This window comes from Mesorhizobium sp. RCAM 05104, from assembly GCF_059683645.1.
Map to the genome: position 1 here is coordinate 5646248 of NZ_CM185033.1, position 18255 is coordinate 5664502.

17 protein-coding genes and 1 pseudogene are annotated in these 18255 nt (G+C 61.6%); 5 read left to right on the plus strand and 13 right to left on the minus strand.

The features are described from left to right. Positions 1 to 73 precede the first annotated feature (73 nt). The 4 genes from iolG to AC56QP_RS27615 all read left to right on the plus strand — a co-directional run bounded on the left by iolG (position 74) and on the right by AC56QP_RS27615 (position 4251). Positions 74 to 1066, plus strand: a complete 993-nt coding sequence (iolG, locus tag AC56QP_RS27600) for an inositol 2-dehydrogenase (protein ID WP_489862602.1) — start codon at positions 74 to 76, stop codon at positions 1064 to 1066. Between the two features lie 24 nt (positions 1067 to 1090). Then, positions 1091 to 2029 carry a sugar phosphate isomerase/epimerase family protein gene (locus AC56QP_RS27605; RefSeq protein WP_489862601.1) on the plus strand — a complete coding sequence of 313 codons (939 nt, stop codon included), beginning with the start codon at positions 1091 to 1093 and terminating at the stop codon, positions 2027 to 2029. A gap of 332 nt (positions 2030 to 2361) precedes the next feature. Then, entirely contained in the window at positions 2362 to 3141 is a 780-nt protein-coding gene (locus AC56QP_RS27610) for a hypothetical protein (RefSeq protein ID WP_489862600.1), read from the plus strand. Positions 3142 to 3243: 102 nt separating this feature from the next. Beyond that, entirely contained in the window at positions 3244 to 4251 is a 1008-nt protein-coding gene (locus tag AC56QP_RS27615) for an alpha/beta fold hydrolase (protein ID WP_489862599.1), read from the plus strand. 341 nt (positions 4252 to 4592) lie between these two features. Here the strand turns inward: AC56QP_RS27615 and AC56QP_RS27620 are convergent, their stop codons facing one another. From AC56QP_RS27620 to AC56QP_RS27650, 7 genes are read right to left on the minus strand one after another with little or no spacing between them, the layout of a single operon-like run. Beyond that, a complete protein-coding gene (locus tag AC56QP_RS27620) occupies positions 4593 to 5126 on the minus strand; it encodes an NADH-quinone oxidoreductase subunit B family protein (RefSeq protein ID WP_497100972.1) in 534 nt (177 codons plus the stop codon). A 12-nt stretch (positions 5127 to 5138) separates the two neighbouring features. Then, positions 5139 to 6653, minus strand: a complete 1515-nt coding sequence (locus AC56QP_RS27625) for a hydrogenase large subunit (RefSeq protein ID WP_497100971.1) — start codon at positions 6651 to 6653, stop codon at positions 5139 to 5141. Positions 6654 to 6671: 18 nt separating this feature from the next. Then, positions 6672 to 8123 carry a hydrogenase 4 subunit F gene (locus tag AC56QP_RS27630; protein WP_489862598.1) on the minus strand — a complete coding sequence of 484 codons (1452 nt, stop codon included), beginning with the start codon at positions 8121 to 8123 and terminating at the stop codon, positions 6672 to 6674. Further along, entirely contained in the window at positions 8120 to 8782 is a 663-nt protein-coding gene (locus AC56QP_RS27635) for a hydrogenase-4 component E (protein WP_489862597.1), read from the minus strand. The genes AC56QP_RS27630 and AC56QP_RS27635 overlap by 4 nt, the downstream gene beginning before the upstream one ends. Then, positions 8782 to 9738, minus strand: coding sequence for a respiratory chain complex I subunit 1 family protein (locus tag AC56QP_RS27640; protein ID WP_489862596.1), 957 nt, complete (start codon positions 9736 to 9738; stop codon positions 8782 to 8784). Before AC56QP_RS27640 ends, AC56QP_RS27635 begins: the two co-directional genes overlap by 1 nt. Further along, positions 9729 to 11750: a hydrogenase 4 subunit B gene (hyfB, locus tag AC56QP_RS27645; RefSeq protein WP_489862595.1), complete on the minus strand. Its 2022-nt coding sequence runs from the start codon at positions 11748 to 11750 to the stop codon at positions 9729 to 9731. The genes AC56QP_RS27640 and hyfB overlap by 10 nt, the downstream gene beginning before the upstream one ends. Then, complete coding sequence (locus AC56QP_RS27650; RefSeq protein ID WP_167365184.1) at positions 11747 to 12061, minus strand: helix-turn-helix domain-containing protein; 315 nt, start codon at positions 12059 to 12061, stop codon at positions 11747 to 11749. The genes hyfB and AC56QP_RS27650 overlap by 4 nt, the downstream gene beginning before the upstream one ends. Positions 12062 to 12331: 270 nt before the next feature. Between AC56QP_RS27650 and AC56QP_RS27655 the strand changes: the two genes are divergently transcribed. Next, positions 12332 to 13102 (plus strand): spermidine synthase, encoded by a 771-nt coding sequence (locus AC56QP_RS27655; RefSeq protein ID WP_489862594.1) that lies wholly within the window; start codon positions 12332 to 12334, stop codon positions 13100 to 13102. 57 nt (positions 13103 to 13159) lie between these two features. On the opposite strand, the gene AC56QP_RS27660 is transcribed toward AC56QP_RS27655, so the two are convergent. The 6 genes and pseudogenes from AC56QP_RS27660 to AC56QP_RS27685 form a co-directional block, all read right to left on the minus strand. Continuing rightward, a complete protein-coding gene (locus tag AC56QP_RS27660; protein ID WP_489862593.1) occupies positions 13160 to 13630 on the minus strand; it encodes a BA14K family protein in 471 nt (156 codons plus the stop codon). Positions 13631 to 13715: 85 nt separating this feature from the next. Further along, the gene (locus AC56QP_RS27665) at positions 13716 to 13880 is read right to left on the minus strand and encodes a DUF3309 family protein (protein WP_489862592.1); all 165 of its coding nucleotides are present in this window, start codon (positions 13878 to 13880) and stop codon (positions 13716 to 13718) included. A 110-nt stretch (positions 13881 to 13990) separates the two neighbouring features. After that, the gene (locus AC56QP_RS27670) at positions 13991 to 14164 is read right to left on the minus strand and encodes a CsbD family protein (RefSeq protein WP_056593465.1); all 174 of its coding nucleotides are present in this window, start codon (positions 14162 to 14164) and stop codon (positions 13991 to 13993) included. 343 nt (positions 14165 to 14507) lie between these two features. Then, complete coding sequence (locus AC56QP_RS27675; RefSeq protein ID WP_489862591.1) at positions 14508 to 14843, minus strand: hypothetical protein; 336 nt, start codon at positions 14841 to 14843, stop codon at positions 14508 to 14510. A gap of 363 nt (positions 14844 to 15206) precedes the next feature. After that, positions 15207 to 17165 carry an ABC transporter ATP-binding protein/permease gene (locus AC56QP_RS27680; RefSeq protein WP_489862590.1) on the minus strand — a complete coding sequence of 653 codons (1959 nt, stop codon included), beginning with the start codon at positions 17163 to 17165 and terminating at the stop codon, positions 15207 to 15209. 220 nt (positions 17166 to 17385) lie between these two features. Next, positions 17386 to 18132, minus strand: a pseudogene (locus AC56QP_RS27685) (YoaK family protein); the annotation flags it as partial. Between the last annotated feature and the right edge of the window lie 123 nt (positions 18133 to 18255).

Here is an 18255-nt window from a genome sequence, read left to right on the forward strand (position 1 = left end):
CTCAATCAAGTCGCCGCCCCGGCCGCGCACAAGGCCGGCCGACACCACGCGGCCTTTCAGGGAAATCAAACGCATGATCGATGTCTGTCTATTTGGAGCGGGCCTCATCGGCCAGGTGCATGCGGGCAATTTGGCGCGGCATCCCCGCGTGCGCCTGCGCTACATCGTCGATCCGAACATCGAGGCCGCCTCGAAGGTCTCGGCCCTTACCGGAGCCGAGATCGCCGACACCCAGACCGTGATGGATGACCCGTCGATCCGCATGGTGTTCATCGCTTCGGCGACAAGAACCCATGCGGACCTGGCCATGGCCGCCGCCGCCAAGGGCAAGGCGATCTTCTGCGAAAAGCCGATCGATCTTGATCTCAAGCGCACGGACCAATGTCTGGCGGCTGTCGAGAAGGCAGGCGTGCCCTTTCAGATCGGGTTCAACCGTCGGTTCGACCCGAGTTTTCGGGCGCTCAAGGCGCGCCTTGGGCAAGGCGAGATCGGCGCCGTCGAACAGGTCATCATCACCAGCCGGGATCCGGAACCCGAAACCGAGGAAGCGCTGGCCGGAGGAGGGGGCGTCTTCCGGGAGATGACCATCCATGACTTCGACATGGCACGAAACCTGTTGGGCGAAGAGCCGGTGGAACTCTTCGCGACCGGGTCGTCCCTCGTCGCGCCGCAATATGCCAAGCTGGGGGACTACGATACCGCGATGTTCGTGCTGCGCACGGCGTCCGGCCGGCAATGCCACATCAACAACAGCGTCAGGGCCGCCTACGGCTACGACCAGCGCATCGAGGTGCATGGCGCGGATGGGATGCTGCGGGCCGGCAACAGGGTGCCGACATCGGTCGAAGTTTCAGGCGCAAAGGCGATATCGCGCGACAAGCCCTATTACTTCTTCGTCGAGCGCTATGCCGAGTCCTACGCCGCCGAGATCGATCATTTCATCACCTGTGTCGAAACAGGCCAACGGCCCGACGTCACCGCAAGCGACGGCCGCAAGGCGATGATCCTGTGCGAGGCAGCGCTTGCCTCCGCCAAGTCCGGCCGGTTCGAGACCGTTCGGTTCTAGCGCGATTGAACGAGGAGTTTCCAGATGAAGATCGGCATGATTACGGACAGCCTCGGCAACCTCGCCTTCGACGAGATGTTGCGCGCCTCGGCCGAGCTTGGACTTGAGACGCTGGAGTTTGCCTGCGGCAACTGGTCGTCGGCGCCGCATATCGATCTGCAGGCGATGCTGGCGAGCGCGGCCACGCGCAAGGAATTCGTCGCCAAGATCAGGGATCACGGGATGACGATCGCAGCGCTCAACTGCTCGGGCAATCCGCTGCATCCTGGGCCGCAGGGCGCGGCCCATCATGGCGTTACACAGGATACGATAAGGCTGGCCAGCCTGATGGAGATAGATCGCGTCGTCATGATGTCGGGCCTGCCGGGGGGGCCGGGTGACGCCCATCCGAACTGGATCATCACCGACTGGCCGCCGGAATGCCTGGAGATCCAGCGCTACCAGTGGGAAGAGCGGATAATTCCCTACTGGCGCGATCTCGTCGCGTTCTCAAACAACCTCGGCATCCACAAACTGTGCCTGGAACTGCACGGCCATCAGGCCGTCTACAACGTCCAGACGCTGTTCAAGCTGCGTGACGCCGTCGGTGAAACGGTCGGCGCCAACTATGACCCCAGTCATCCGCTGTGGATGGGGGCGGACCCGATTGCCGCCATCCGCAAGCTCGGCTCGGCGATCTACTATGTCCATGCCAAGGATACCCGGATCGAGCCAATTCCCGCGGCCATCGACGGCACGCTCGATGCTCGCCCACCAAACCTGTACGCCGAACGAGCCTGGAATTATATCACGCTCGGATACGGTCACGGTGAGACCTGGTGGCGGCAGTTCTGTACCGCGCTCAAACAGGTTGGCTACGACGATGTCCTGTCGATCGAGCACGAGGACATGATGCTTTCCCCGATGGAAGGCATGCGGAAATCCGTTGCGCTGCTGCGCAATGTCGCAATCAACCTGTCATAGAGCGAGGACTTGCCGAGGTTCGGGCTGATCGCCCGAAATCTCGCCCTCGACGACGAAGTTTACCAATGATTTTGGGCCGGTTCGCCAACAGTCCGCCAAGCAGCGGCCTGCGTGTCGCCGGCCGTGCGTGGTGCTCATGGACCGTCTGGTCCATGGGCTCTCGGTCCTGCCGGCTCGTTCGGTCCGGGAAGAACGGCGTGGCCGTGCGTAGAGCAGACTTGATCGAGATCGGTGCCGCTCGGCCGTTTGATCCGCCGCAAAGCGTGGCAGCATCCAGCGCGCTTAGGTGGAACTGCCCGGAAACAGCCGGCACACGGAAGAAGGAGCGTCACATGAGCTACAAGGATATCTTGGTGTTCCTCGACGGTTCGGTCGAAAACGCAGCGCGGGTGGATTTTGCCCTTTCGCTGGCAAAAGCACACGGCGCGAGGTTGACTGGCGTCGACGTCGACTCCGCCGCAGCTTTCGCCAGCGAGTGGGCTGAACGCGCGAAATCGCTTGAAGACACATTTTTAGCCAGTGCCAACCGTTTTGGCATCGACGTTCGCTTCAAGGTCGCGGATCGTAACTCGGCGGGATGGAAGCATTACTATACGCCCTATGCGGATCTGGTGGTCGCCACACAGCCCTACCGTGAGGTTTCCGACAGGATTCCGCCCGAGGTGCCCGGGGATTTGTTGACGTCGGCAGGCGTGCCGATGATCCTGCTGCCTCGGGACTGGCGGCCGAGACCCGTTGGAGAAGAGATCGCGATTGCCTGGTCGCCGAGCGGACAAGCCGCCCGTGCCGTGCATGATGCGATGCCCCTTTTGGTCCGGGCGCGGAAAGTAACGGTGTTCGCGTTCGATCCGCCGGCCGATATAAAGGATACGGATATCGACTTGCTGCGCGACCATCTGCTCGCACATGGCGTCAAAGCCGAGACCGACCGCTGGACGGACACCGGCGACCTGTCGGCAATCGAGGCGCTGTTCGCTTCGCGCGCCGTGGAGGACGCCGACTTGATCGTGGCCGGCGCCTATAGCCATTCGCGAATCCGCGAGGCCTTGTTCGGCGGAATGACCAAGTCCCTGCTCGAGCAATTCTCGTTGCCGGTGTTCGTCTCGCATTGAACGGGGGACCGGTCGTGCAAATGACTGGCCGGTCCCCTGCGCGGCTCGCCTTGATTCAGGCGCTTGGCGGCAGAATGGCGGCCCATTTGGTGGAGTATGGCAATGAGCCGAACTAGAGGTTTCCTGCTGGCCATGTTGATCGCCATGATGGCCGCGGCCGGTGTGGCCTTCCTGCTTTATAAGAACGAGCTTGGTCGCATGCGCGACACGGCCAGCCGAGGCAGTCTGGTCGCCAACCTCGACACAGGCCCGATCGAATACGCCGACAGCGGCGCGGGCATTCCGCTTCTGTCGATCCATGGCGCCGGCGGCGGCTTTGACCAAGGCCTTTCCAATGCAGCCGATCTTGTGGGTGAGGGCTTTCGGGTCATCGCGCCGTCGCGCTTCGGCTATCTACGCACGCCCGTTCCGCCGGACTCCTCCCCAGCCGCGCAGGCCGATGCGCACGCGGCGTTGCTTTCCAAACTCAACCTCCCCAAGGCTGTGGTCATCGGTATTTCGGCAGGCGCGCGTTCCGCGGCTGAGCTGGCACTCCGGCACCCGGACAAGGTCGCCGCTCTCATCCTGGTCGTCCCAGCCCTTTATTCGCCCACCAGTCCGATCTCGATCGAAGTGGGCCGCGGCAACAGGTTCGCATTCTGGGCCGTCAACGCTGGCGGCGATTTCGCCTGGTGGGCCGCCGAGAACGTCGCGCCGTCGATACTCATTCGCTTCCTCGGCGTTCGACCGGCGCTGGTAGCGGCTGCGCCTCAGGCCGAGCGGGACCGCGTCATGAGCTTTGTCCGGAGCGTCGAGCCCTTGTCGCTGCGCTTCCCTGGAATCAATATCGACAGCGTCCCCGAACTACATGAAATGCCGTTGGGTGAAATTACCGCGCCGACAATGATCATCTCCGCGCGTGACGACCTGTTCAACACGCTGCCGGCGGCTGAGTTCTCAGCGGACAAGATCCCTGGTGCCAAGCTGGTCGTCTACGACACTGGCGGACACCTTTTGGTGGGTCGGGCGCAGCAGGTTCGCACCGAAGTTCGCACATTTCTGGCAGGCGCGGACCTTATCCCGTCATTGGCAACAACAACATCAATGTCGCTGGTAAGTCGCTCGATGTAAGCGGCGAAGCCGGCACCACCAGCGTGTCGCTGGGCTTTCGACCAGATGGCGTGCCAGCTGGCACGCGACGACAAACAAGCTGCCGTTCTCTCAAGAGGTCGCCCACAGGGAATTGTCCGCTCTGCGGCGGCTTTGCGCCGGCGCGGCTGATTGCACAGGCGGTGCGGTTTCAATGGTGGCGATCCTGTCAGCCACCGAGCGCCGGGACGAGCCCGCGCAGCGAGGGCGAAGCACCAATGCCGCAGCGATGCACGGCGGGCCGTGAAATCGACAATCGAGCGCTCGCAGACGCTATTCCGAGGCAGCGACAAGCCCGGCTTGGAAAGCCTCCACATCGACGTTCAACCCTTGCGAACAGTGGTCCGTGAATCTTCGAGCAAGGCGAGCAAGCCTTTCAGAATTTCGATTGGTGGCGGCGGACAGCCTGGAATGTGCAGATCGACCGGCAGCAGCTCCGACACTCCCCCGACCACGGCATAGCTGCCAGCGAAACAGCCGCCGTTCCTGGCACAATCCCCGAGTGCAACCACCCATTTGGGGTTGGGAGTCGCGTCGTATGTTCGCTTCAACGCTTCGCGCATGTTTTTGGTCACCGGTCCTGTGACAAGCAGGACATCGGCATGACGCGGCGAGGCGACAAAACGGATTCCGAAACGCTCGATGTCATAGAATGCATTGTGGAGCGCATGCATCTCGAGTTCGCAGCCATTGCAGGAACCGGCGTCGACAGCCCGAATGGCCAGGCTTCTGCCCAGCCTTTTGCGAGCGGACCCGTTGAGGGCGCGCGCCAATTCCTCGACCGCCGAGTCGCGTGCCAACGGTGGTCGCTCGGTGAGGGCGGGGCGTATCAGGCTTTCGAAGAGGAGCTTGCGCATGACAGCATGCCTTCAAAGATCGTGCCCGGAATAAGAGCAGTTGAACGATTTGTTGCAGAGCGGAAAGTCGGCGACGATGTTGCCCTCGATGGCAGCTTCAAGAAGCGGCCACTGAAACCATGACGGGTCACGCAGGTGACAGCGCTCGACAAGGCCGCCCTTGCCAATGCGCAGCCAGGCCAGAATGTCGCCGCGAAAACCTTCGACGAGCGCCATGCCTTCATGCGGTCCGTCCGTCGGCGCCAGATCGACATGGATCGGGCCGCCGGGCAGTTTTCCCAGGATCTGTTCGATCAGCGACAGGCTCTGTTTTACCTCGTGGATGCGAATCCAGACGCGCGCGTTCACGTCGCCTTCCTGGAGGAGAGGGATGTCAAAGGCGAGTTCGTCATAGGGCGGATAGGCCAGACCGCGCCGCGCATCGAAGTCCCGGCCAGAGGCTCGGCCGATATAGCCTCCGGCGCGATACTGTCGGGCGAGTTCTGCCTTGAGCCGGCCGGTTGCGACCGTCCGGTCCTGCAGCGACGCCGTATTGTCGTAGAGGTCGATCAACTGGGGGAACCGCTGCCTGATCTCGGTGAGCAGGGACCGAACCGCTGTCGTTCCCTCGTCGCTCAGGAAGCTTGCCACGCCTCCAGGCACGATGCAGTCGCGCATCAGACGATGGCCGAAAGCGGCATCGCTTGCCCGCAATACGCGCTCACGCAGCACCCCGCAGTGGGCATGCATGAGCGAGAAGGAGGCGTCGTTGCAGATGGCGCCGATATCGCCCAGATGATTGGCCAGACGTTCCAGTTCGGCCATGAGCGCTCGCAGCCAGACCGCGCGCGGAGGAATCTCGACATCGAGCGCCGCTTCGACCGCGCGGGCGAAGGCGAAGGAGTACGCCACGGTGCTGTCGCCGGAGGTCCTGGCCGCCAGCCTGGCGGCATGATCGATGTCGGATCCCGCCATCAAACCTTCTATGCCCTTGTGCGTGTATCCGAGGCGCTCTTCCAGCCGGACAACCGTTTCGCCGCTCGCCGTAAATCGAAAATGCCCCGGCTCGATGATGCCGGCATGGACGGGTCCGACCGGGATCTGGTGCAGGCCTTCCCCCTCGGCAGGCAGGAAATGATAGGGGGACGCCGTCGGAGACAACGTCCGCTGGGTTCCCAGCGGATAGCTGACCCCCCACTGGCCATGATCAAGCCACCGTCGTGTATCGGGCGCGCCCTGCGGCAAGAGACCGAACAAGTCGGCGGCCGCGCGTTCGAGGCGCAATGCGGGCGGATGCAGCTGGCCGACCGAGGGGTAGCGGCCGTCCGGACATACCAGGCTGACAACGCCGATCTCCCAGGTGCTTTCATCGAGGAGCGCCATGTGGACGACGCCTGGCTCACCCCAGAGACCGAGCAAGCCCCAGTGACCCTCGACCAGCTGTTCAACGGCAAAGCTCCATATCTTGGGAGCCACCACGGCGCGCGGCCACGGAAAATGGTTGTCGACACGTTGGCCAGCAAGGATGAGGTCGATCAGAGCGGGCATGCTTCTTTCTCCCTTCCTTCATCCCAGAAGGTTGGCGACATGCTGGAACCATGTGACCAGTGGTGGCGGCAGATAGATGCCGGCGGCAAACACCAGCGCCAGGTGGGAATACATCGGAATGTAGGACGCGTCGGCGGGCGCGGTGCTGCCGCGCGGTTCGCCGAAAGCGACGCCGGTCAGCCGAAGCAGCAGGGCGCCGAAGGCGAGCAGAATCCCGAATACCAGCGGCATAGCCAGAAAGGGGTGTCTTGCAAATGTCGAACTCACAACCAGGAATTCGCTCATGAAGATGCCGGATGGAGGGAGGCCGGCGATGGCGACGACGCCGATGACGAGCGCCCAGCCAAGCGCCGGATGCGTTTCCGTCAGCCCCCTGATCTCCGCTATGTTCTGTGTTCCCTTGACCTGTGCGATGTGTCCGACCGTGAAGAAGATCGCCGACTTGGTCAGGCTGTGCATCACCATGTGCAGCAGGCCGGCAAAGTTGGCGAGCGGGCCACCCATGCCGAAAGCGAACACGATGATCCCCATGTGCTCGATGGAGGAATACGCGAACAGACGTTTGATGTCGCGGCGGCGGTAGAGCATGAAGGCCGCGAAAACAAGCGACGTCAGCCCCATCGTGATCATCAACGGCCCCGTGGCGATCGCTTCCGGGCTTGCCGCGAGCAACATCTTGAAACGCAGCACGGCATAGAGCGCGACGTTCAACAGCAAGCCCGACAGCACCGCGGAAATCGGCGTCGGGCCTTCCGCGTGCGCGTCGGGCAGCCAGGCATGCAAGGGCGCAAGGCCTACCTTCGTACCGTAGCCGAGCAGCAGGAAGACGAAGGCGACGTTCAGCAATGCCGGGTCGAAATGCGCCGCGTTTGCGATGAGCATTGTCCAGACCATGGCATTCGTGCCCTCGCCAACAACTGGTTGCGCGGCCATGTAGACGAGGATGGTGCCGAACAGGGCAAGCGCGATGCCGACGCTGCCCAGAATGAAATATTTCCAGGCGGCTTCCAGCGCTTCATGCGTGCGATAGATGCCAACCATGAGCACGGTGGTCAGCGTGGCAAGCTCCACCGCCACCCACATCAAGCCGATATTGTTCGACACGAACGCCAGGTTCATGCCGAACATCATGATCTGGTACATTGCATGGTAGAATCGCAGGTTCGACGCGGTCAGCCGTCCGGTATCCAGTTCGTGCGCAATGTAGGAGGCGCTGAAGACGCTGGTCGTGAAGCCGACAAAGGCATTGAGTACGATGAAAACGATGTTGAGATCGTCGACGAGCAGGTATTGACCGGGCGGTGGCCGATCAGTGACGAAGAGCGACATTGCGGCGAGCAAGGTCAGCAAGCTCGCGGCGACATTGAGGCCAGCCGCCAGCCGGTAATTCGGCAGCGCCGCCAGAAGCGCGGCCGCGACGACTGGTATCAGCAAAATGGCGGCCACCGCATCGAGGGAAAACGCGGTCAACGATGCTCTCCCCTGTAGTCGTCGAGCGCGCCGACATCCACCGAGTCGAACCTCTCGCGGATGCGGAACAGGAACACACCGATGACGATGAAGGCGATGAGGATCGAGAAGGCGACGCTGATCTCGACGACCAGCGGCATGCCCTTGGCCCCGGTGGCGGCAAGGACCAGGCCGTTCTCGAGCGACATGAATCCCACCACCTGGCTGACGGCATTCCGCCGGGTGACCATCACCAGCAGTCCCAGCAATATTATGGACAGCGCGAAGGCCAGGTCCTCGCGGGCGAGGGGGGCGGCGTAGGGGGTGACCCTCAGCATCAGGACCATGGACAGGGTCACCAGGCCTATGCCCGCAAGCATGGTCGAACCGATCCCGACCGCCGTCTCGATATCGCGATGGATGCCGAGCCGCTGAATGATGCGATGAAGCCCGACGGGAATGACGATCGCCTTGAAAATGAGGGCAATCGCCGCCGTGACGTAGAGATGATGCGCGTCCTGGATGTAGGCCTGCCAGGCCACCGACAGGGCGAGCACGATGGCATGGACCGCAAAAACATTGATCAGCGCAAAGAGGCGATCCTGGTACAGCATCATGAAACTGACCAGCACCAGGCCACCGGCCAGCAGATGAGCGATGTCGAAGGTGAGGCCGTTCATCAGAGGCTCCTCGAGACGAACCGCAGGAGCGTGGCAAGCAGGGCCAGCATGAGCGCCGCTCCGAGGAAATCCGGAACGCGGAAGACACGCATCTTGGCGATGGCAGTCTCGAACAAGGCGAGGAGAACGCCGCTCGCGGCAAGTTTGCAGATGTAGAAGATGACGCCCAGAACATAGGACCATGGCCCGGCCCCGGCGGTCACGAGCCCCCAGGGAACGAAGACACAGGAAATCAGCGAGACGTAGAGCAGAAGCTTCAGGAAGGCCGCGAAATCGATCATCGCCAGATGGCGACCGGAATATTCCAGGACCATCGCCTCGTGGATCATGGTCAGCTCCAGATGCGTCGCCGGGTTGTCCACCGGCACGCGGGCATTTTCCGCGATTGCCACCATGACGAGAGCGATCAGTGACATTCCGAGCGATACCCGCAGGCCAACCTGCGGCGAGCCCATGAAAGCCGCCACCGTGGACAGTTGCGTCGCGCCGGCAACGAGTGCCAAGCTGAACACGATCAGGAGCATGGCGGGCTCGGCCAGGGAAGCGATCATCACCTCGCGGCTGGCGCCGATGCCGCCAAAGCTCGTGCCGACGTCCATCGCCGCCAGCGCCAGGAAGAACCGCGCGCTTCCAAGCAGCGCCACGATCGCTATGAGATCGGCGGTCCAACTGAACTCGAGGCCGGTGGCGAATGTCGGTATGAGCGCGGCGGCGACCCAGGTGAAGGCGAAGATCAGATAGGGTATGACGCGAAACAGCCAGGATGCATTGTCGGCCAGAACGACCTCCTTGCGCATGAGCCGCAAGAGATCGCGATAGGGCTGGATCAGAGGAGGGCCCTGGCGCCGCAACAGCCTTGCCTTCACCTTGCGGACGAAGCCGGTCAGGAGCGGTGCCAGCAAAAGCACCAGCAACATCTGCGCGCCCTGGACCGTCAACTCAAGGATCAGGGCCATAGTGCGAGCACCAGGAGCAAGACGATGAGGAAGAGGAAGACAAGGGTCAGGTAGCGCCTGATCGTCAGGAACTGCAGATGGTTCAGGTGGTCGGTCGCAAAGTCGAGGGCCTTGCCGATGGGCAGATAGAGCGTCTCCCAGATCACGTCATGGATTTCCAGCTTGAAACGAGCCGGACCGGTATCGCCGGGTGCCGGCATTTCGACCCTTTCAGTCGCGCGGAACACGAACGTGCCGAAGACCCGGCGGATAGGCTGCGCGAAGCTGACGCCCGTGTACTGCGAGCCCGGGACGGCATCCGCGAAGCCACAACCCCAGGCGGGACCGCGACGCAGTGCGTGCGAGGCGAAGCGATGAATCACATAGACCGCGGCGGATGCGGAAATGGCGATGAATACAAACACCAGCAGGCCGTTGTAGGAACTGCGGCTCTCGGCGATCGGCGCGATCGAAAGCCAAGGTTGCGCCATCTGCACCGGCATGCGGCTGCCGATGAGCGAAAGCGTCACGGGGGAAAGGCCATCTATGACAAAGCCCGGCAGAATGCCGGCAAGCAGACAGAGCGCGGCAAGGATGAACATTGCCGCCAACGAGTAGCGGTCGGCTTCATGCGCGTGTTCCACCGCCGAGGTCCGTGGTCGGCCCAGGAACGTAATTCCGAAGGCCTTTACGAAGCAGGCCGCGGCCAGCGCCGCCGACAGCGCGAGCAGGCCGCCGACGGCGGGCACCATCACCTTCAGGGCCCATTGCGGCAAATCCGGGCTCTGCAGGACAGCCTGGAAGGCCAGCCATTCGGAGACGAAGCCGTTGAAGGGCGGAAGCGAGGAGATCGCCACGCAGCCAACGAGAAAGACGAAGCTGGTCTGCGGCATCCGATGGATAAGACCGCCCAGCTTCTCCATGTCCCGTTCGCCGGTTGCGGTGAGCACGGCGCCGGCGCCGAAGAAAAGCAGGCTTTTGAAGAACGAATGGTTGAGAGCGTGGAACAGCGCGGCCGTAAGCGCCAGCGCCGCGGCCGATGGCATGGCGTTCGCCTTGAAGGCGAGCGCCAGACCAAGGCTTACGAAGATGACGCCGATGTTTTCGATGGTGCTGTAGGCAAGCAGCCGCTTGAGGTCCTTTTCCATCAACGCGTAAAGGATACCCAGGACGGCGGTGAGGCCTCCGAAGAAAAGGACGATGATACTCGACCACCATGTCGGTTCACCGAGCAGGTCGAAGACAACGCGGATGAAGCCATACACGGCGACCTTGGTCATGACGCCGCTCATGAGTGCCGAGACATGGCTTGGCGCGGCCGGGTGAGCGAGTGGAAGCCAAACGTGCAGCGGAACGAGACCAGCCTTGGAGCCGGCGCCCAGCAGCATGAGAGCCAGGACGAAAGTGGCGGTGAGCGGGGTGGCCCCCGCGGCACGCATCGCTTCGAACGTGTAGTTTCCGCCCGGCCCGGACAACAAGCCGAACGCAAGCAGCAGCGCGAGCGTGCCGAAGCTCGCCATCACGAGATAGATGTAACCGGCCCGTGCATTTTCCCGTTCGCGATGGTGGACGATGACCAGCGCCCAGGAAGAGAGCGACATGAATTCCCAGGAGAGCAGGAAGCTGAAGGCGTCGTCCGCGAGCACGACCAGGTTCATTCCGGCGAGGAAGGCGGGGAAGAACGGCAGCACCCGGTGCGGCGAGGGCTCGTGGCTGCCATAGCCGAGACCGTAGAGGCTGGCCATGGCGCCGCCGAAATTGATGACGACGAGGAAGAAGGTCGAGAGCGCATCCAGGCGGAAATGAGCTCCAATCCAAGGCAGCCCGAGCGGCAATACGACAGTCGACGGGGTGATGGGGTCTTCGAGGATGCGGCCAGCGAGGACCAGGAGCGCGGTGGCCGAAATACCGAGCGTCAAGCCGTAGACGAGGCGTGTTCCCGAGCCCGGTGTGCGGCTCAACGCAATCGCAAGCACCGCTGTCCCCAGGAGCGATGCAACGCCCCATAGGAGGACCGCGGCGTCCGAAGTCACGCCACGCTCCTCGCAGCGAGTTTGGCGCCCGCGTCGTCCCCGCCCAGAACCTTGGCGGGATCGAAATCCGCTTTAAGCCGCACGCCGCGTCCACCGATCTGGCTGGAGGCGCCCTCGGCGATCAGCTCGACGCCGGCAAGGTCAAGGGCCCCGATCAACTTCATCAGGGAATCGACGTTGCCCCGGATGATCGACTCGCTGGCTTCCATGCGCTGAATGGTCGGCACCGACAGGCCGGACAATTCGGCCAGCCTGCGCTGGTCAACGCCAAGGAGCGCCCTCGCGGCACGCAACTGTGGAGCGGTTATCACGGGTTGCATCCCTCATTGTCAACTTTGAGATATTGTCCCTGCCGGTTGCAGCATATATTAAAATGCGGTGCATTCAACAAATGATGCGTGACACATCTATCCCTGCGCCATGGGAAACCGCGCGACAGGAGCCGGGATTGGGCGCTCCCCGGTGCCCGGCAAGTGCAAAAGCCGGCCTGCCATGACGGAGGCCGCGAAACGCCCTGGCAAAAGGCCGTTCGAGAGACGAGTTGAGCGGCGGATTTAGGAATTGGCTGTGGTGACCAGGTCATGATCCGGGTTGCGAAATATCATACCGATTTCGGCAACATCGAGGTTCTGCGGACCAAGGATTCCGGTTCGTTCATCTATCGCCAAGGCGGTTGCTACCAAAGCGAGTGCGACCCCAATGGCATCAGCGTCGTGCCCTATATACACGCGATCTTTGGTCTTCTCGCGCAAGCGGAAGTGTCCGACGTCCTGATGATCGGTTGTGGCGGCGGCAGCCTGGGCACGATGCTTGACAGGGTTGGCGTGCGTGTCACGATCGTCGACATCAACCCAAAGGCTTTCCAGATCGCCCAGCAATATTTTGGGCTGCCCCGGGGCGTTCACTGCTGCACGTCCGACGGGCGGGATTTTTTGCGCGCCGACCGTCATCGCTACGACGCCATCGTTCTCGACGCATATTCGGGGCGGCGCATTCCGGATCATTTGTGCGCCGAGACATTCTTCGGTCTGGCGCAGACACGTCTCAAGAACTCATCCGGCTTGCTGATCGGGAATGTTCATGCTCGCCACGACCTTGACACCATGCCGGATCGGGTTGCCGCGAAACTCAGCAATATCTGGGCGAATGTCAGACTGCTCGATACCCGCGGCGCCTCGGACCGCAACGCACTCGTCATGGCAGGCAAGGTGCGTGATCTTGTCCAGCCGATGTTGCTGGTACCGCCATCGGTTGGCGCTGACGAGATCGCGCATGAGCTGAGCCTGCTGGCGTTCAGGCCATGGCATGTGCCACGCCGAGCAGCGCAAGGCGTAGGGCGGGGCGCCAGTTAGAGGCTGGTCCCATCGTGTGCTTCAGGACCAGCCAAGCGGATAGCAGGCGGCGGAACTTCAGTAGGGCGAATGACACTGCCGACGCGGGCCGTTGTAAGGCTGGAAGGTATTGTCCGACGCGCGATACGACCTGTAGTGGTCGTAGCACCACTGCACATGGGCGTTACCCGCATAGACACGGTTGTTCTCGCTGTTGACGATTGCGCTGCCAATCAGTGCACCGGCGGTAAAGGCAGCAAGCGGGAACCAGAAGTCACCGTGCCGGCGATAGCCGCGATGGTACTCGCGGTAGCCGCGGTGGCCGTTCCAGTACATGCCGTCGTTGTGTATGACACGGCGATGCACTCGGTTGCCGTGCCGACGTATCCACCGCGGGTCGCCGTTGCGGGCTTCCACGGCCTGAACGTCGCTTGAAGCTGACGGCGCCTGCGGTACGAACATCTGCACGGCATTGGCCGGCAAGGCGGCGGAAACCGCGAACGAAGCCGACAATGCGCCGGCCAGTATGCCCGAGATGATCTTGTTCATCATCTTCTCCTGGAGGGGATGGTTACCCCTTGTGTGTGTGAGCGATTAAGTGGGTATGCTTTCGCCTGTGTCGTGAGAAATGGGCTCAAACTCGCCCCATCAGAACCAGGACGATGACGATGATCAGAATGACGCCAAGAATGCCAACGCCGCCGTGGCCGAACCCGTAGCCGTATCCACCGAAGCGGCCACTAAAGCCACCGAGCAGGAAAATGATAAGCAAGATGATCAGTATGGCTCCAAGCGACATGGGTCTTCTCCTTTTGATCCCATTGGTCGGACCTTGCCGACGCTCACCCTATCCGGGCAAACTCGATTGACTGTCGATTTGGCAATCCAGAGAGTTGCCAGCAACAGTGCTTATTTCTCCTTGATAACGTCTTTGATGCCTCCGACAGCATTCTGGACCTTGCCTTCAAATTTGTCGGCCTTGCCCTCGGACTCCAACTTGGCGTCACCGACCGCCTTGCCAACAGCCTCCTTTATCTTCCCTTTTACGACCTTCGCAGACCCGATTACCCTGTCTTTGTCCATCATCCATTCCTCCACTTCTTTTCTGTTTGATGACGTTATGAGCAATGCGCCAATTGTCCTTGATTTCGATCAAGGCGAACCGCGCGGGCGCCGCGCGCCTGCTTCAGGGCACGGGATTGGCAGCGAGCAGGGTGTCGGCAGCCGACACGACCGATGCCCATTGCCTAGAACAGTGGTCGCGAAGCTGGGCCGCAAAGCGGACCTTCGGCATCCGCGAGAAGCCGAGACAGCGATCGATGCTCCGTCGGCTTGTCCCGAAGCATTCATTCAGTCGGCAAATTTATTGCCGGAAAGCCGCGGGTCCTTAAGTTGCCCATGAGTCCTGATGGACATGGAAGGGTCGTTATCCGCCACTGTTCTTGCCGGCGGCTGGTCTGCCTCTGCGATCCGATCCGGGCAAGATATCGTCGCCTACGAGACGGTCTTCGGACGATAGTTTGGGCGGTATGAAATGATCAATAGTGCCGGTCTCGCCCAGCCACTCTTCGTAGCCGGCGTTCATTTTTGACTTTAGCTCCTGCGGCTGATCCACCCCGGATTGAAACAAATCCATGAGCCGCCGCCCGAAATGTTCTCTTGCCGGGTGGCCTTTGGGAATTCCTGCCTCGGTACAGTAGTCGTTGAGAACCTTGGCGAGCATTGAGAGCTGCTTGGAGTCGATTGGATGGTCGAAAGACATTGCTTTTCCCTCATGGTGAAAGCGTGGTTGGCTCTTCCATGCCCAAGCGCGCGAACCATGGCCGGCGATCAAGAAATTGTACGCTTCCGGCAGTCGGTTAGCGAGTCAATTCCCGATCCGGCCGATGTGATCGGTCTGTTGAACGCGGCGGCGTCTTCCGCCGTATCGAATGGTCGGGCCGTAGCCGTTCCATCCAGCGCCAGAATGACAGCCAGGAAGGGAAGATCGAGCGCTGGCGGGCTGCAGGCAGCGCATGACGGGCAAGTGATTTTTATCGCCCATGCTGCCGGACGCTCCGGCATTTAGGCAAAGGGCAAGCGCTGGGCTAAAGTGGCACGCGGGGTACCCGATGAAGAGTGGAGGCTATCCTTGGCCGCTGGACCGCGGCTGCACGTCTTCGCGCTCTTTTGCCTTGGCAACCGGTTTTACCCGCGCCGGACCCACGGGGCCGCCTTTCGTGTCCGCGAGCGGCTCCTTTCTGGTGGTGCCGTTTGCGATGGTGACCACGCTGTCGTAGAAGCCCTTGCCGGTGGCGGATATCGGAGGCGTGGCGTCATGCATGATGCTGATCACCGTCGCGCTCGGACAAGCATCCTTGATCGCCTGGTGGAAGGCAACCGTGGCGTCGGGGTCGAGGGCGCTCGTCGACTCATCCAGAAACAGCAGGCCCGGCCGGAGCAGGAGTATCCGCGCGAGTATGATCTTCTGCTTCTGACCGCCGGAAAGGAGCTGGTCCCAGCTATGCCCACTGCGACCCTCCTGGTCGAGGTCGCCGGCGAACTCGGCAAGGCCTGCCTTGGTCAGCGCGACGGCGACGTCGACATCCGAATGGGCTTCAACAAGATCAGGCATGCAAATCAGTTCCTTGAGGGATATGGGGGGTAGGTTCACATCCTGAGCGGCATACAGGCTTCGTACGCCCTCGGGCAGAATTGTCGCGCCGCGACCGTGCGGCCAGAGGCGGTTGATGGCCTTGAACAGAGACGACTTGCCGCTGCCCGACTCTCCGACGAGCAAGGTCCATTCTCCTGGCTTGAAGTGGTGCTTGCCGGTCCTGACAAAGGGCGCATCATCTCCCTCATGCATCAGTTCCAGATCATTGAGGGTCAGGCCAAGTTTGGGGTCCTGCGTGCTGTAGCGCAGTTCGGAAAGGCCGGTTCGCGCGTAGAACTCGCGCGGCCGCTGCACATCCTCGATCGCCCTTGCAAGCTCGGTCAGGCGACCTGAATTCGCCTTGAGCGTCGATATGTCCGGCATGACGTGGATGAACCAGGAACAAGCAATGATCAGCGCGTTCGCCAGTTCGGCTCCCGTAACGTAGGTTTGCAGGCTGATCTCGTTGTCCACATAGGGCAACAGACCCGGCGCGTAGGCAACAATCCGAGAGCCCAGGAAATTGTAGAAGAGCTCAAATGCCATATATCCGGAAACCAGCTTGTTGAGCCTCGCCCAGGTCCGATCAATGTCGAGGTAGCGGCGTTTGTGGATGCCCTTCTGCGCAATCTCGCCCGAGGCGGCGGCGGTATAAAAGCTGTTGTGGAGAAGCCTGTTCAGTTCGCCGCGGTAACCGCCCTCGGCCCTCTGCATCGTGTTGTCCAGCACCTGCAACACCGCCCCCAGCTTCGTCGCGACGAAGGTTGCAATCGGGACGTAGGCAATGACGGCAACAAGCGTCAGGAAGGCGCTGCCGTAGCTACCGAAGAAGGGCAGTCCATCAACCGGAGCGGACGTTTCGACGATCTTGCTGCCAACAAAGACAAGTGACAGCAGCACCCCCGCGATACCCATGGCGACGCCAATGGCACCGCCGGCCATTCCCTTGATCGATTCCTGGACACGCTGATCAATATTGTCGGGGACCGAGATCTCGGGCGGTATGGCATGGGTGGCGCCATGTTGAAGATGATAGTGCGTGTGGTTCCTGTCGAGCAGGGCATCGTTGAACCGCTGATCAAGCCACGCACGCCACTTGCGGTGCAGCGTCGTCGAGAAATAGTGACGGACGGGGATGAAGCCTATATCCCGAAGGACCACGATCGCGCCAAGTATCGCGGCACTCTCCAGGATGGTTCTCAGCGTCGCGGGATCTTCAGGACGGTGAAGAAGAGCAATCGCGCTGACAAGCTGGCCCGACACCTCCGCAAACCAGACACTGGCCAAGGCCGACAAGGCTGTAAGTATGATGATGACCGACGTCAGCCCCCATGCCTCCAGCCATTTCTCCGATCGCCAATAAGCGGCCATCAGGCCCGAGAAGCTGCGCATCGAGGAAACGGGAGTTGCCGGCTTCTGCTCCACCGAGCGACGGCTCAACCAGCCCAACGCGACCTCCCGCCGTTGATGAGCGGGTGTCTGCGCACGCTACGCTCTTTGCATATGAAACGGGCTCTTCCCCCCGACAGGATGAGGGGCACCAAAGAGGGAGAATCTGTACAAGGCATGTCGGGTGACGCCAAGAGACAATTTGCTGTCGCCGATATGGTGCCGGATTCCCGACGGCCAATCCGGCATGTGGCAAAGCTCCATGGGGCTACTGCCAGAGCCGCCTCATGCGAATGGAGACATCCTCCAGGACCGGCATGGAGGCCAGCACGAGGAGAATGGCAGCGAGAAACAACGTCACCGCAAAGCCGACGTGCTTGAAACCCATGGCGCCGATGACGCCGCCGACAAAGAACAATGCAACAAGCGACGCAAGCAGCCTCAGCTTCCTTCGATCCGCCTTCACGAACAGTTCGTTCGAGTCATTCCTCGAGATGTTCCAATAAAGCAGCTTGCCGAGTTCGATGCCCATGTCGGTCACCAGGCCGGTGACATGCGTCGTGCGGATTCTGGCTTCCGACAGCTTGGTGATGATGGCGTTCTGCAATCCCATGATGAAGCAAAGCAGCATCACCGTCATTGGCACGAACAGCGCTTCGTGACGTGCGAGATGGCCGCCGAGCAGACCGAAACAGATCAGCAGGACCGCTTCCAGGACAAGTGGGAACGCGTATTCGCTCTGCAGGCCCTGCCGCCTTCCCCAGTTGACCAGGACCGCCGAACAGGCCGCGCCGGCGACAAATGACAACAAGGCCCCCAATCCGGAAAGCGCCAGCCCGATATTGCCGAGTGCCACGTGGTCGGCCATCGACGAAACGATACCCGACATGTGGGAGGTGTACTGCTGAACCGCCAGAAACCCGCCAGCGTTGGCGGCTCCCGCGATGAACGTCAGAAAACGAGCGAGGTGCCGGTCGGTTCTTTCGCTTCGTTCCTTTCCGGTCAACCGGCGCAGATACACGATCATGAGCGAATCCTGCCTTTTGATGCGGCAAGTCGTGACCAAGAATGGGGGTGCCGAGGCGGGTTCATCAACAGGTTCTGGACGCGAAAACAAGGGATCGGCCAACGCATAGTGCTGGCGTGAGCG